The organism is Microbulbifer thermotolerans, from assembly GCF_001617625.1.
Lineage (GTDB): Bacteria > Pseudomonadota > Gammaproteobacteria > Pseudomonadales > Cellvibrionaceae > Microbulbifer > Microbulbifer thermotolerans.
In genome coordinates this window covers 2390215-2405444 of record NZ_CP014864.1, presented here as the reverse complement: position 1 = coordinate 2405444, position 15230 = coordinate 2390215, and the positions used below count along the sequence as shown (strand labels likewise).

The following is a 15230-nucleotide window of genomic DNA, read 5'->3' as shown; positions in this document are numbered from 1 at the left end:
TAAGGATTTTGTACGTTTTCGCTATGTCCATCGTATTGCCTGAGTGCTCCGCAACCAATAACAACAGTTACGCGCCCAAAGCAGAAGTTCCCCAGTTGAGTTTGTGAGGTGGCAGATGTCAGCGCGACTGAAAAATCAGATCGCAATTATTACCGGTGCGGCAGACGGCATTGGCCGCGCTATCGCCGAGCGGTACCTGGCCGAAGGGGCAAAAGTTTGTATCGCAGATATTAATGCGGACTTGGGTCAGGAAGCGGCCGACCGCCTGAACAGGGAAGGGCCGGGAGCGACATTCGTGCATACGGATGTCGCGGATCCGGAGGCTGTACAGGCTATGGTAGCCGAGACCTGCAGGCGCTTGGGGAATCCCTCAATTCTGGTGAACAACGCAGCGCTGATTGAGGTGGGGAAAGATGCGTTGTCTGTATCGGATGATGCCTGGAGGCGCAATTTTGCGGTAAATCTGGATGGTTATTGGCATTGTTGCCGCACAGTTTTGCCCCTGATGAAAGAAGCGGGTGGCGGGAGCATTATCAATATCGGTTCTGTACATGCCTTCCAAATCGTTCCGCAGTATTTTCCTTATGCAGTAACCAAGCATGCGATCATCGGATTGACCCGCAATCTTGCGGTGGAGTACGGCCCTTTCAATATTCGAGTGAACGCACTCTGCCCGGGCATGGTGGAAACCCCAAATGCCTTCAAAGCCTGGGAGGCAACGGATGACCCGGATGCCGCGCGGGCCGCCATCGCGACAATACATCCGCTCAGGCGCAATGCCAGTATGGAGGAAATTGCCTATCCAGCGGTGTTTTTGGCCAGTCATGAATCCAGCTTTATGACCGGACAGAGTCTGATTGTAGACGGCGGCCGCTCGGTGGTTTACCACGATTAATCACTTATCTCTTTACTTTGTACCTCGCGTGTAAAGTTTTTGCGCTGATCTCTCTTGCGGATCAGCTTTTTTCTTTTTTTCTTTTCTTTAGCTCGGACTCATTCGGTGTATCAGGGCTGCGGGTTGTTACACGGAGAATAGGATTCATTGCCGTGTGCCTGTATTGAGGTGTAGGCAAAACATCTTGTTTGTGCAAACATCATATGTTTAAATTGTCGGCAACGGCAATAGCGGTTCTTGCCGCCTGACAGATGCCAGATTGCCGCGAGACGAACACCGGGTATAGCACGATTTTGCCGCTGTACACGCTGGTGAGGGGCCTATAGGGGGATTTATGACGCTTTCCAAGTGTATGTATATCGGTGGCGAATTATGTGAAGGTAATGCCACCATGGATGTGGTGAATCCCGCTACCGAACAGGTGGTAGGGCGGGTTGCCGAGGCGGGTGTTGCGGATGCCTGTTTAGCTCTGGAAGCGGCGGAGCGCGCTTTTCCGCTTTGGTCCGGAACCAGTATTGCAGAGCGAGTGGAGTGGATGCAGCGCTTGCGCCAGGCGGTGCTGGACACGGAAGAGCATTTACGGGAATGCGTTCATCTCGAAATGGGCAAGCCGTGGGCGTCCACCGAGGAAGATTTCCGCATGCTAGCCCACAGTCTCGCCTATTACGCAGAAGAAATATCTCGTATACATGCGGAATCCCTTGTGGACAGAGATGGTACCCATGTACACCTGTTGTCCCGGCAACCCGTTGGTGTAGCGGCCGCGTTTTTGGCCTGGAATTTTCCTCTGTTGAATCTCGCCTACAAGCTCGGTCCGGCGATGGCCGCAGGCTGCCCGATAGTTATCAAGCCTTCATCGAAAACCCCTTTGTCCGCCTACGCCGTAGGCGAGCTCTGCGCGCATATCGGTCTTCCTGCGGGTGTGGTGAATATCATCTCCGGTGTGGACCACGAAATTGGCGATGCAATTTCTTCATCCACTATTCCGGCGCTGATCACATTGATTGGCTCCACGCAGACCGGAATGCATGTGATGCGCAATGGCGCCACCTCGATCAAACGTTATTCCATGGAACTGGGTGGCAATGCCCCGGTGTTGATTTTCCCGGATGCCGATCTGGATCTGGCTGCGGATGTTGTGTGCGGGGTCAAGTTTGCCAATGCGGGACAAATCTGCGTTACCCCTAACCGGGTCTTTGTGCACAGCGAAGTCGTGGACAGCTTTCGGGAAAAAGTTTTGGCGCGCACGCACGCGGTTAAAGTGGGCTATGACCGCCATGGCGATATCGATATGGGGCCAGTGATCGACGGTGCCGCCTGGGAGCGGATCCACGGGCTGGTGCGGGATGCCGTCGCAAATGGGGCGCGGCTGTTGACCGGTGGCGGCCGGCCCGAGGGTGTGGAGCGCGGAAGTTTTTACGCGCCGACAGTGATCGACGGAGTCAGTGAAAAGATGCGTATTTACCGGGAGGAGGTTTTTGGACCTGTGATCAGTCTTTTGACCTTCGATGACGACGAAGCCGTCATTGCCGCCGCCAACGACACTGAAGCCGGTCTCTCCTCATTTATTTTTACTCAAGACCGGAAAAAAGCGGACTGGTGTGCGGAAAAACTGCGCTTTGGCGAAGTGCAGATAAACGGTATCAAGTACGCAATTGACCTGCCGCACTGCGGCGTCAAACAGTCCGGGATTGGTGTGGACTGTTCACCGTTGGCACTGGACGACTATTTGGCAATAAAACGTGTAACCCGGGCCATAGAACACTGATTGAAGGAAGCGCCATGGAAATCACAAAGATCGTCAGCCACGTTCTGCAGTATGACCTTGAGGAGGAGTTGGGGTACTCACAGCAATATTATCTAAAGCGCACCACGCACCTGGTGGAAGTGCAGACTGACGAAGGCATCACTGGATGGGGAGAATGTTTTGGTGGCGGGGATGTCGCTTTCGCCAATAAGGTTATTGTGGAAAAAGTGATTCAGCCCATGGTATTGGGGATGAATCCCATGGATCGGGAATTGATCTGGCACAAAGTGTACAACCTCCTGCGCGATCACGGTCAGAAAGGGATGCCCATTCAGTCGTTGTCCGGTGTGGATATTGCACTTTGGGATATCGCCGGAAAAGCGCTGGGTTTACCGGTGTATCAATTGCTTGGTGGCGCTTTTCGGGAACGGATACCGGCCTACGGCTACGGTATGATGTTGCAACGGGTGCCGGATTTGAAGCAGCGGTTCGAAATGGAAGCCGCGGCCATTCGCGAGATGGGCTTCAGAGCCATGAAAATGAAAGTTGGTTTAGGCCAGAAAAAGGATATCGAACTAGTGGAAGCCGTGCGCAGCGCTATTGGTTCGGATGTGGGACTTATGGTCGACGCAAATCACGCCTATACCACACGGGAAGCCATACCTATGGGGCGTGCGTTTGAACAGTTGGGCGTCGACTGGTTCGAAGAGCCGGTGGCTCCAGAAGATTATCAAGGGTATCGAACGCTTTGCGAGGCACTGGATATTAATATATCCGGGGGCGAATGCGAGTTCACCCGTTGGGGGCACCGAGAGCTGATTCGTAATCGCTGTGTTGACATTCTTCAACCTGAAGTCTGCGCGCTGGGTGGAATTACCGAATATCAAAAGGTGCTGGCTCTGGCGAGTGCGCATTTTATTCCTGTGGTTAATCACGTATGGGGTTCGGCGGTAGCCGTAGGGACAAATCTGCACCTTCTGGCCGCGTTGCCCGATATTCCCGGTGCCGCGCATCCGGTTCAGCCGATGCTGGAGTATGACACTACCCCAAACCGCTTCCGCGAAGAATTACTGACAGAGCCGCTGAATATTCTTGAACAGGTCCGGTCCAGTGGCGGAACTGTGGGTCTGCCCCAGGGGCCTGGATTGGGAATTGAGCCGGACCGGGCGTTTATCAAGCATTTTGAAGTAACAGCCTGAAAAGCCGGGTGTCTCGGGAAATTTGTATAGCGCTGTGGTTCATGTGCGGGAAGGGTAGACGATAAAATATTTTTTACGCGTGTGAATGTGCCTCTTTCGTTTCAATTTCCACATTCAGCGGCAATGCCCTCTCTACCTGCTACATGTGTTTTTCTTTGACGGTGCTTGGTTATTCACGGTTTTATTCCATACGGGGCGCGACCCCCTTATAGATTTCTCAATGCCAAATACAGATACAGACATTCCAGCGATTATTGCGGTCGATTGGGGCAGCTCAAACTTTCGCGCCTTTCTACTGGATCGGGACGGGCGGGTGCTTGCCGAGCGTTTGCAGCCCCAGGGTATGCTGACACTAGCACCGTCTGAATTTGAAACCTTTTTGCTGGGGCAGATCACAGCCTGGCTGCAGGAGAGACCTATGCCGGTATTGATGGCCGGTATGGTAGGAAGCGCACAGGGGTGGAGGGATGCGGGGTATGTGGATTGCCCTTTGCCCTTGTCTGAGCTGGGGAGAAAGTTGTGTAAGGTCGACAATAGCGCCGGACTGCCAATGGCTATGGTGCCGGGAATCAGAGGTGTCTCTTTTAACGGCTTGCCCGATGTGATGCGCGGTGAAGAAGTTCAGCTCCTCGGTGCCGTGCGTATGTCGTTGAAAGATGAAGAGACGGACCCCGCCTGCACGGAATTTCCCATCTATTGCCTGCCGGGTACCCACTCGAAATGGGTGCGTCTTTCAAAGCTTGAAGGGGGGCATGACAAATCAGAAACCGGTATCAGTGATTTCACCACTTTTATGACGGGTGAACTTTTCAGCCTTTTGGTTGAAAAAAGTATCATCGGGCGTGCTATCCCCCAGGAGTCTCCAGTGTCACCTACCGACACTTTTAGCCGTCATGTGTTTGAGCGTGGCGTTGATACCGCAAGCGCGTACCCGGATTTATTGCATACATTGTTCAGTGCGCGCAGCGCTGTGATTTCCGCTGTTACGAACAGCAGCCTGACACTCGCACCGGAGGAAGTGCGCAGTTACCTATCCGGTTTGTTAATCGGCACTGAGATTCATACCGTGGTAAACAGTATCGGAATGCCTGCCCGCGTCACCCTTGTGGGGGGCGGTAATTTAACCGAGCTTTACCGTTTTGCCCTGGAGCGACGCGGCATTCATTGTCGGTGTTTGGATGGTAGCGATACAGTGCGCAATGGTTTGTTTGCTATTGCGACACAGGCGGGAATGATTGATACCTGCACTAAAGGAGTGCAACCGTGAGTGTGAAAACATTAGCCTCTGAATTTGCCACCTATATTGCGGACTTGCCATTGGTCGCGATTTTGCGGGGAGTGACGCCGGATGAAGTCATCGGCATTGGTGAAGCCGTGCGGAGTGCCGGCTTTCAGGTGATCGAAGTTCCGCTTAACTCCCCAGATCCCTACTCGAGTATTCGGATGCTGGCGCAGACTGTTGGTAAGGAAGTGTTGGTAGGTGCGGGTACCGTACTAACAGTGGAGGAAGTGCGGGCCGTTGCCGATGCGGGCGGGAGGGTGATTATCTCTCCGAATACCAATGTGGCGGTAATACGGGAAACCAAGCGTCTGGGTCTGGTGTCGGTACCGGGATTCTGCACTCCTACGGAAGCCTTGGCTGCCGCCGACGCCGGCGCAGACGCTTTGAAGATTTTTCCGGCCAGTAGTTTGGGGCCTGAAGGTTTTAAAGTGATTGCCGCAGTAATGCCGGATCTGCTGGTGCTTGCGGTGGGTGGCATAGCACCAGCGGCAATGCCAGAGTACCTGGATGCGGGGGTTTCCGGTTTTGGGTTGGGCTCGGGTTTGTACCGGGCGGGAATGGATTGCGCTCAAGTGTGCGAGAACGCTGAACGCTATGTGGGGATATACCGGGAGTATGTGCGGAGCGTAAAATAGGGCACCTCTGATTACGTCGCTTTTTGGTGCTTTAGATACATTGATGCCAGACGGGAAGGTTGTCCGACTGGCTGAGTACGGCGGGGACAATCCACCATTGGAACGAGCCGCCCGGAAGTGGCCCTGCTGGAAACTCCAGGAGCGAATTCATCAGAGGTCTTATTGCGGTCTGCCTTTTACCGACAGCAACCTGCTTCAGGAGCTCTGGATTTATGAAATATATTCTTGCGGCCTATGCGACGGCGCCGGTCACCGAAACCTGGCAGCCGGAGCTGCAGGCCCGGTATCTCAACGGCATTAAGCAACTGGGTAATATTCGCGGGATCGAGCACCCGTTTACCGGCCATCTTCATCCTCATGATGATCAGTGGTTTTTAGAGAACATTGATCCCGGATGGGATTTCGTGTTCACCGGTGTCCCCGGAATTATGCTGCGCCTTGGCGATCACGCTGCTTTTGGCATCGCTTCCGACGATGCGATCGGCCGGGCAGAAGGTATCGCTTTTTATCGACAGATGCGCGAGGCGGTGCTGAAACTGAATCAGTCACTGGGGCGCAAGGCGGTGGATTTTATTCAATTGCACACCAGTCCGAACCGGGCTCGTGCGGCCTCTTCCACAGCCTCATTGATCGCGTCCCTGGAGGAGATCCAGTCCTGGGACTGGGACGGTGCGCAGTTGGTCATTGAGCACTGCGATGCTCACATTGAAGACGCAGCGGCTGAGAAGGGATTTCTGACCTTGGAAGAGGAGATACAAGCCGTACAGTCCGTCAACCAACGCTGCGGTTGTGATATCGGCCTGTCTATCAATTGGGGGCGTTCCGCTCTCGAAGCCCGCAGTGTGGAGGGCCCTCTGTCGCATCTGCGCCAGGCAAGGGAAGCCGGACTTCTGCGCGGCCTCATGTTCTCCGGGGTTTCTCCGGAGGAAACGCCCTATGGTGCGTGGTGCGACACACATATGCCGCCGGCCCCTGTTTTTGCAGAAGGGCATTTTGCAGAGACGTCTCTGCTTACCGCCGAGCAGATAGCGAAGAGCCTGGAAGTGGCGGACTGGCGCCGACTGGACTTTCTGGGGATCAAGATAGGGGTGCGTCCGCGGGAGCTAAATGCGGAAGAGCGGGTAGCATACAATCGCGATGCTCTGGCCGCGCTGGATATGTGCACGGAGCGGGAGCTGAGCGGTGTGATCTGACGGTCCCGGGAAAGGCATTTTCAATTGTGGGTTTAAACATGTTATGTTTAAATTGGTGCCGTGAGTGAGCTAATTTTTTACGACCTGAAGCGTGCCCCGACCATGTCCCCAAGCCTCTCTGTGCAGGTGGCCAGAGAGCTGGGGCGAAGGATTGTGTCCGGTGCTATAGAGCCCGGGCGCCTGCTTGATGACGAGAACGCGCTGGCCGAGCGCTACCGGGTCAGCCGTGTGGTGATCCGCGATGCGGTAAAAATTCTGGTGGGCAAAGGTCTGTTGGATGTGCGCCGCGGCATTGGTACCAGGGTCCGTCCGCGCAGCCAGTGGATACTGCTCGACGATGATGTACTCGCCTGGCATCTCTCCGCACCGCCAAATCCTGCGTTTCTGAAACAGTTGATGGAAATTCGCCTGGCGTTCGAGCCCAAGGCCGCGCGTTGGGCTGCTGAGCGTGCGACAGCGGAGGATTTGGCTGAAATTGAGGCAGCCTGTACGCGTATGGCTGAGGAGGGGGGCGCCGCGGAGGATTTTGTGATCGCCGACTCCATGTTTCACCGTGCCATTATCAAGGCTGCGCGGAACAGTATTCTTACCGCCATGGAAGGGGTGATCTACTCCGCGCTCCTGGTCAGTATCCGGGTCACTAACAAAGATCCGCGGGAAAACGGCGCCTCGGTTACGTTTCATCGGGAAGTGTATGAAGCGATAGCGGCTGGCGACGGGGATATGGCGGAGACGCTCACTGAAAAGCTCTTGAATGACGCGAGTTGCCGTCTCCGCCTGGAAACAATTGAAACTTGATTGCGCTGTTGTCCGTTTTTTATTTGATTCCGCGGAGGATTGCCCAAAGGTGGTGGTCGTTGATACCGCTGGGGAAATTGCCGTTTGAACCCGGGTGGAATAAACGCTTGGCAAGTTGAAGATGCTATGTTTAGATGCATGTCATGAGCGAACTTGTCTACTACGATCTAAAACGTTCGGCGTCTATGTCGCCGAGCCTTTCCGTACAGGTGGCCCGCGAACTGGGACGCCGTATCGTTGCCGGTGCCATTGAAACCGGTACGCTTCTCGATGAAGAAAATGCGCTGGCGGAGCGTTTTAAAGTCAGCCGGGTGGTTATACGGGATGCGGTCAAGATTCTGGTCAGCAAGGGAATGCTGGATGTGCGGCGCGGAATTGGGACACGGGTACGCCCCAGAACGGATTGGATTCTGTTGGATGACGATGTGCTCGCGTGGCACTTGTCTGCGCCGCCCAATCACGAATTCCTGAAGCAACTGCTGGAAATTCGGATTGCCTTTGAACCGAAGGCTGCCCGCTGGGCCGCGGAGCGCGGTACAGAGGAAGACATCGCCACGATACGCGCCGCCTGCGATCAGATGGAAGCGTCCGTCGGTTCGTCGGAAGGTTTTGTGGTCGCCGATGCGCTGTTCCACAAGGCCATACTCAGTGCCGCGCACAACGATATACTCACTGCCATAGAAGGTGTCATCTACTCGGCGCTGTTGGTCAGCATCAAAATCACTAACCAGACCAGGGAAAGCAATCTCCAGTCTGTGCCTTTTCACCGTGAAGTGCTGGAAGCGATTGCCGCCCGCGACGGCGATTTGGCGGAGCAGCTTACCAGCAAGCTATTGGAAGACGCTGCTGAGCGCCTTTACAGAGAAATGGCGTCCTGCACATAGCAGTTGCCAATCCGGGTACCGGACAGCGCCGTGTTGCTGTAACTCCAACACGGCGTTTTCTTACTGTTTTTCTCTTTTCGACACACCTATCCCCCCTCCTCGCTAACTCCATCCTCTAAAAATCTCTGTAAGCGGCAAAATCATGCCTTGCCTTTAAACATCATATGTTTATATTATTTCTATCTTGTGAGGTGGCGCTGTCGGTTTGTCGGCAAGAGCGTGTTCAATCAAAAAATAATCAGCGCTGTGCTTCACCAGCGCGTGACAATAGTGATGAGGCTGAGGGAAAGACCAAGTGAGCAAGCAAATCAAACTACTGCCACTTAGTGTACTCGCTGCGGGTGTACTGATGGCCACAGGGTGCGACGGTGCCAGCCGGCCAACAGCACCGGAATCCGCAACAATGGAACCACAGCGAAAGCAACTGCTTCTTCCAGCATCGGACCCGACCAATACCGGTAACTGGGTACTCAATCAGGATATCAGTGACGAATTCAGCGGTGATTCACTCGACCGCAGTAAGTGGTTCGTGCAAGGCGAGAACGGCGATTACTACATCTGGAAAGGGCGCGCACCTTCGCAGTTTGCGCCTCACAATGTCTATGTTGAAGGCGGAATGCTGAAGATTACTTCCCGCTGGGAGCCGGACTATAGCTTTGCCGTTGGCGAAGGGCACGAGGGAAATTTCTACGGTGTTCACGAAGGGCAGAAGGTCCCCGTGACAACCGGTGCCGTGGTAAGTAAAAAGCGTTTTCTGAACGGCTATATGGAAGTGCGATCAAAAGCCGCCGATGCGGCGATGACCAGCTCTTTCTGGGCCATTGGTTATCAGCAGGAACTCGATATATACGAACAAATGGGCCGGCCGACCCTGAAAGGGGATGTCGATATCAAAGGCAATACCTTGAAAGCCTCTGTGCATGACTGGCAACCGCCCGCAGTACGGCCGACACGAAAATTCGGCCATAAAACGGATTTGTCCTTTAATGTGGCAGAGGAGTTCCACGTATATGGTGCGGAATGGGGAGAGGACTACTTAAAGTTTTATTTGGATGGAAAGTTGGTGCACGAGGTGACTCAGGAAGAGGTCGGTGAACACTGGGTGCTAACGAATCCAATGGAGATATGGCTGGACTCAGAAATATTTGTATGGCAAGGCTTACCGACCGAAGATCAGTTACCGGCGACCTATGAAATAGACTATGTTCGTGTATGGCAAAAACCTGAGTCCAATTTGTTGGACCGGGCGTTCTTTGGCTTCGAAGGCCCAATTCTGTATGAGCAAGAAAACCGCCCGTTAAATCTAGTTCCGGAGAATTCGGAAAACAATAAGTATCAAAAGTTCTGGCTTATAGATGAGCAGTCTGCACAGAGCCTGCAACGGGTGCGCAACGAAAGATTTGCCAAAGGTACCTGGAGCCTGAAGTACACGGGCGGAAAAAACACAAAGGCTACAGCAATCGCACCGGAAAACTCTGTCAACCTATTAAACGGGAATTACCGGCTATCGGCAAAAATTTGGGTGGATCCCTATTCTACTGCCGATAAGGTATCTATATCACTTAACAGCACGGATACGCCCATTGCTGAATTTGATCTGCAGAGTTTAGCGCGCGGAGAGTGGATCAAGGTTTATAAGGAATTTGATTACCCGCAAAGTCTCAGCGGAGACTTTATGAAAATTTCCATTCCTGATCAGGAAAACGGGAGCGGAGTTCTGTATATCGATGATATTGCCATCGAAAAAGAATAAAAGAGGCATAAAATGATCAGGTTACGCGCAATTCTGATAATGGCGATTACTTGTATCGCCATATCAAAAAATGCTTTGGCAGTGCAGGAAGCCAGAGAAAAAGAAAATGTGAAGCGTGAAAATGTCCTTATTTTAATGTTTGACGATATGCGCTTTGATACTTTTTCTTACCGCGGAGGTCCGGTGGCCACGCCCAACATTGATCAACTGGCGGAGCAGAGTGTCCGATTCGACAATGCCATGACCACGACAGGATTATGTTCTCCGTCCCGGGCGGCATTATTTACCGGGCGGTGGGGGCATAGGACTGGACTTGATGACAACGTCGGCTTGTATCACTCGCGCCTTTCCGAACTGTCTCTGTCGGAGCAGGGGCTAATTGGACGTGCTAAAAAGGCCGGGTACTTTGTTGGTTATGTGGGCAAATGGCATCTGGGGCCACAGGGTGTCAAGCTCCGCGGAGCGGATTATGTTGCCGAAGTGAAGGAGTCAAAATGGTCGCGCGCTATGCGTCCACTTACACCCTATGGCATCGCAGCAAATATCGATCGCTATAATGCTTACCGTCTAAACACAGATAGGGGGCAAGTGGACTACTTTCAAGAGAAGGTTGAGTACTATCAGACGCTGCCAGGTTCCTATGAAGATACGCCCACTTACGCGAAAGTCCGTGCCGCTCGGGAAATGCTGCGCATAGCCGCGAAGGAAGAACGTCCGTTTTTCGGTGTTATCAGTTTTGACCAGCCCCATCCTCCATATCGAGTGCCGGAACCATATGCGAGCATGTTTGATCCGGAAAAACTGGAATTGCCAGCGAATCACCTCGCTAAACGGGTCAATAAGCCAATGTCACAGGAGGATGCGTTCTGGCCCTGGCATGATGTAGGCCATATGACCGATAAAGATTGGTTGAAAATGCGCGCCTATTATTATGGCGCCATGGCCATGATTGATCGGGCTGTCGGTGAGGTGCTGGAGACCGCTAAAGAGGTGGGCATCTACGACGACCTGCATATTGTATTCCTCGGTGATCAGGGGAGCATGTTGGGTGAGCATGGCTTATATGACAAAGGGCCTTATGCCTACGATGAGCTGATGCGAATGCCATTGATGATACGGAATCCGGAAGTAGAGCCGAAATCCGTTCTTCGTCAAGTATCCATGCTCGATATTGCTCCGACCCTGGCTGAAATTATGGCGCTGCCCGATGACGGAGTACAAGACGGTCGATCCCTGAATCCTTTGATTGAGCAGGGAGATAATGCGGAGAAAGGCCGCAAAGATATCGCTCTATATGCCTATGAATGGTACAACGGAGCCTGGTTTGGAATACGCGCCCTGCGCACGCCGGAACTGAAGTTTGTCTGGAATCCCGGAGATATCCGCGATGAGCTGTATGATCTGAGCAAGGATCCGGTTGAAATCAACAACCAGGTAGACAATCCAAAATACCGCAAAAAACTTCTGCACATGGTGTCCCTCATGCGCGAACAGCTGGAAGCCAGTCAGGACCCAATGTTGGAGAAGTTTAATGCGCAAATGAATCACTATTCCGAATTGGAAGGCAGAGAAAACTCTGTGATGAAATAAATAATTGTCAAGTTGTTTTCTTTTTCTATGGTATTAAAAATGACAATAAAAAAGTTTATAGGATTTATATCAATTTTTCTTGTCTCGCTAAGTGTCACAGCGCTTTCCCCAGAAGATAGCGACAGGCCAAATATTGTTGTTATTTTGGCGGATGATCTGGGCTATGCCGATGTGGGTTTTAATGGGTCGAAAGACATTTTCACCCCGAATCTTGATAAGCTCGCCAGTGAGGGCATGGTTTTTGACGCGGCATATACAGCGCATCCGTTTTGCGGGCCCAGCCGGGCAGGGCTTATGACGGGGCGCTACCCGCACAAAATCGGCGCGCAGTTTAATCTTCCGGTACGCGGTTCCTTCGTTGGCGTACCTACAGAGGAAAAGTTTATTAGTAAGCTACTTAATGAAAATGGGTACTACACGGGTGCAGTGGGGAAGTGGCATCTAGGCGAAGCTCCGGAGTATCATCCAAATCGTCGCGGGTTCGATGAGTTCTACGGGTTCCTAGGGGGAGGTCATAAATATTTTCCTGAGGAGTTTAAGAAAGCCTATGCTGATCAGCTGGCGCAGGGGGTCACCAATATTGATCACTACCTATTGCCTCTGGAGTACAATGGCAAAGCGGTCGACGAAAGCGAGTATATAACCGATGCGCTTTCCAGAGAGGCGGTAAGATTTGTGGAAAAGGCGGCGGGCAAAGAAAATCCTTTCTTCCTTTACTTGGCGTACAATGCTCCCCATGTGCCGCTGGAGGCGAAGCGGGAAGATATGGAGAAATTTTCTCATATTAAAGACAAGAAGAGAAAAACATACGCTGGGATGGTCTATGCACTGGATCGCGGAGTTGGGAGACTGGTCGACGCATTGAGCAAAACCGATCAACTGGACAATACACTTATTATTTTTCTGAGCGATAATGGCGGCAAGTTAACGCAAGGAGCGAGCAATTTCCCACTGAGAGAAGGGAAGGGAAGCGTCTATGAGGGTGGATTTCGTTCTCCGATGTTGATGTACTGGCCTGGAAAGATAACCCCGGGAAGTCGTTTCAAATATCCCGTCAAGGCATTGGATTTCTACCCAACGTTTGCTGCTTTGGCGGGCGCGGAAATTCCATCGGAAAAGAAATTAGATGGAAAAAATATATGGCCATCAATTCAGTCTGGATCTGACCCACATAAAGATGAATTGATATTTGCGTTGCGTCACTATACCGGCTATAGCAATGCCGCAGTGCGACGTAATCAATGGAAGGCGGTTAAATACGGGCAGGAAAAATGGAAGCTGTTTAATATTGCCGAGGATGTGGGTGAGAAAAAAGATCTGTCTAAAAAGTATCCTGTCCTGCTTCGGGATATGGTAAGAGAAATGGAAAAGTGGTCTTGGGATAACGCACAGCCACGCTGGTTTCATATCTCTGAAGAAGGGGCAGGTTGGCGTCAGGCAGGCATGCCTAGATTTGACAAAACATTTTCTATTGATTAGTGCCGGCACTGCTTCGCCTGAAGAGTTAAACTTGCCGCCAAATAAAAGGCGGCTTTTTTGTATCTGGTAAGTAGCCTCTGATGAATATACAGGATATTTCTATCAGGGATGGAAGGGTGAACATGTATTGGGGCGGTTTTTGAAATATACATATCTTTGGTGGGATATAGATTCTGCGATGGGAGGCGGGGCGTTGTTCCTAAGGCGGCATCTGTCTGCCGCCTTATAGACACATAGGTCGAGACAGCTCAATTGCTGTTAAGGTAAACCGTGCGTTTTTGAAGATATCCTTCGATACCGTAAACCCCATCTTCGCCACCGATACCGCTGCGCTTATGCCCAGAGTGGTAGCCCTGGATATAGCCCACAATCTGTTTATTCACAAAGACAGTGCCAACTTCCAGGCGCGAAATTCCGTCCATAATGGTGCGGTAGTCGTTCGTCCATAAGTAGCAGCTGAGTCCGTCTTCACGGCGATTGGTGATTGCCACTGCATCATCGTAGGATTTAATTTTGACGATTGGTAATACCGGGCCAAATATCTCCTCCCGGGCGGCTGCCATATCCGGTGTGACCTCGGTGAGTACGGTGGGTAGATACCAGTTTCCTTTCTCAAATTGAGCACCCAGGGGGCGCTCGCCGCCGCACGCAAGTTTGGCTCCGGATTCTATGGTGTCACGCACAATGGTTTCTACCCGGTTAAGATTCTGTGCGGTGACGGATGGCCCCATATCCGGGTTGTCCATTGGGTCGCCGACTTTGAGCTGCTTCACTTTCTCTACAACTTTGCGGGTAAACTCTTCTGCGACTTTTTCGTGGACCAGAACAAGCTCTGCACAAATACAGACCTGGCCGCAGTTGGCATAACGGGAGGTAACTACAGCATCGGCGGCTTTGTCGATATCTGCATCTTCGAGAACGATAAAGGATGCTTTTCCCCCCAACTCCAGGGAAACAGCAGTGATGTTTTCCGCCACTGCACGGCAGATTGCCTGGCCCGCGCGTATACTGCCAGTTAGAGTGACAAGCTGGGTGATAGGGCTTTTGACCAGGTGCTCTCCGACCGCAATTCCGCTGCCGCTAATGACATTGATGACGCCTTGCGGGATTCCGGCTTCCTCTACGGTTTTGGCGAATTCCATTGCAGTAACCGGAGTTGCTTCGTGAGGTTTCACAATTATTGTATTTCCGGTAACCAGTGCGGGGCCGACTTTGCGTCCAATCAAGGCAAGTGGATAGTTGAAAGCACACAGGCCGATGGTAACGCCATAGGGCACTTTTTGTATCCAAAGTTGCTCTCCGGCGTTATCGGACGGAAATATCTTTCCTTCCAGTCTTCGTGCCGCTTCTGCGGAGTAGGTGAGATACGTCAGTGTATCGTCAAATTCACCATAGGCTTCGTTCAGGGTTTTTCCCTGTTCTAGCACTAAGAGCCGGGCAAAATGGTCTCGTTTTGGCTTTAGAGTTTCAATTAAGCGGAAGATGTGTCGGCCTCGTTCGATTGCGGGGAGCATTTTCCAGCTTTGCAAGGCCTGCTGTGAAGAGGCCAAGGCCTCATCCGCGTGTTCAGTGGTGCAATCGGGAACCCTGGCGAAGATTTCTCCGGTCGCCGGGTTTTCCACGGCGATATGTTGTTCGCTATCTATCCATTTTCCATCGATATAGCATTGATAGCTCATTTCTCCGGTAGTCATTTTTCCCTCACTTTTTATCGTTCTGTTAGTGGTATTTGCTAAAGTAGGATGGTGTTTCCATCGGGGGCTCTGGTCACTGCC

12 protein-coding genes are annotated in these 15230 nt (G+C 52.2%); 11 read left to right on the top strand and 1 reads right to left on the bottom strand.

Going from position 1 to position 15230, the window contains the following annotated elements; genetic code table 11:
• Positions 1-115 precede the first annotated feature (115 nt).
• The 11 genes from A3224_RS10185 to A3224_RS10135 all read left to right on the top strand — a co-directional run bounded on the left by A3224_RS10185 (position 116) and on the right by A3224_RS10135 (position 13455).
• The gene (locus A3224_RS10185; protein WP_067154073.1) at positions 116-895 is read left to right on the top strand and encodes an SDR family oxidoreductase; all 780 of its coding nucleotides are present in this window, start codon (positions 116-118) and stop codon (positions 893-895) included.
• Between the two features lie 334 nt (positions 896-1229).
• Positions 1230-2663 (top strand): NAD-dependent succinate-semialdehyde dehydrogenase, encoded by a 1434-nt coding sequence (locus A3224_RS10180; RefSeq protein ID WP_067154070.1) that lies wholly within the window; start codon positions 1230-1232, stop codon positions 2661-2663.
• Between the two features lie 14 nt (positions 2664-2677).
• On the top strand, positions 2678-3841 hold the full coding sequence (locus tag A3224_RS10175; RefSeq protein ID WP_067154067.1) for a mandelate racemase/muconate lactonizing enzyme family protein: 1164 nt from the start codon (positions 2678-2680) through the stop codon (positions 3839-3841).
• Positions 3842-3926: 85 nt separating this feature from the next.
• Positions 3927-5108, top strand: coding sequence for a 2-dehydro-3-deoxygalactonokinase (locus tag A3224_RS10170; RefSeq protein WP_082817475.1), 1182 nt, complete (start codon positions 3927-3929; stop codon positions 5106-5108).
• 2 nt (positions 5109-5110) lie between these two features.
• A complete protein-coding gene (locus A3224_RS10165; protein WP_067157811.1) occupies positions 5111-5758 on the top strand; it encodes a 2-dehydro-3-deoxy-6-phosphogalactonate aldolase in 648 nt (215 codons plus the stop codon).
• 212 nt (positions 5759-5970) lie between these two features.
• A complete protein-coding gene (locus tag A3224_RS10160) occupies positions 5971-6951 on the top strand; it encodes a DUF4862 family protein (protein WP_067154061.1) in 981 nt (326 codons plus the stop codon).
• Between the two features lie 60 nt (positions 6952-7011).
• On the top strand, positions 7012-7749 hold the full coding sequence (locus tag A3224_RS10155; RefSeq protein WP_067154058.1) for a FadR/GntR family transcriptional regulator: 738 nt from the start codon (positions 7012-7014) through the stop codon (positions 7747-7749).
• Positions 7750-7892: 143 nt separating this feature from the next.
• Entirely contained in the window at positions 7893-8633 is a 741-nt protein-coding gene (locus A3224_RS10150) for a FadR/GntR family transcriptional regulator (RefSeq protein ID WP_067157809.1), read from the top strand.
• A gap of 295 nt (positions 8634-8928) precedes the next feature.
• On the top strand, positions 8929-10386 hold the full coding sequence (locus tag A3224_RS10145) for a family 16 glycosylhydrolase (RefSeq protein ID WP_197462971.1): 1458 nt from the start codon (positions 8929-8931) through the stop codon (positions 10384-10386).
• A 12-nt stretch (positions 10387-10398) separates the two neighbouring features.
• Complete coding sequence (locus A3224_RS10140; protein WP_082817474.1) at positions 10399-11976, top strand: sulfatase-like hydrolase/transferase; 1578 nt, start codon at positions 10399-10401, stop codon at positions 11974-11976.
• A gap of 39 nt (positions 11977-12015) precedes the next feature.
• Complete coding sequence (locus tag A3224_RS10135) at positions 12016-13455, top strand: sulfatase (protein ID WP_067157805.1); 1440 nt, start codon at positions 12016-12018, stop codon at positions 13453-13455.
• Positions 13456-13703: 248 nt separating this feature from the next.
• On the opposite strand, the gene A3224_RS10130 is transcribed toward A3224_RS10135, so the two are convergent.
• Positions 13704-15149 (bottom strand): aldehyde dehydrogenase family protein, encoded by a 1446-nt coding sequence (locus A3224_RS10130; RefSeq protein ID WP_067154051.1) that lies wholly within the window; start codon positions 15147-15149, stop codon positions 13704-13706.
• Between the last annotated feature and the right edge of the window lie 81 nt (positions 15150-15230).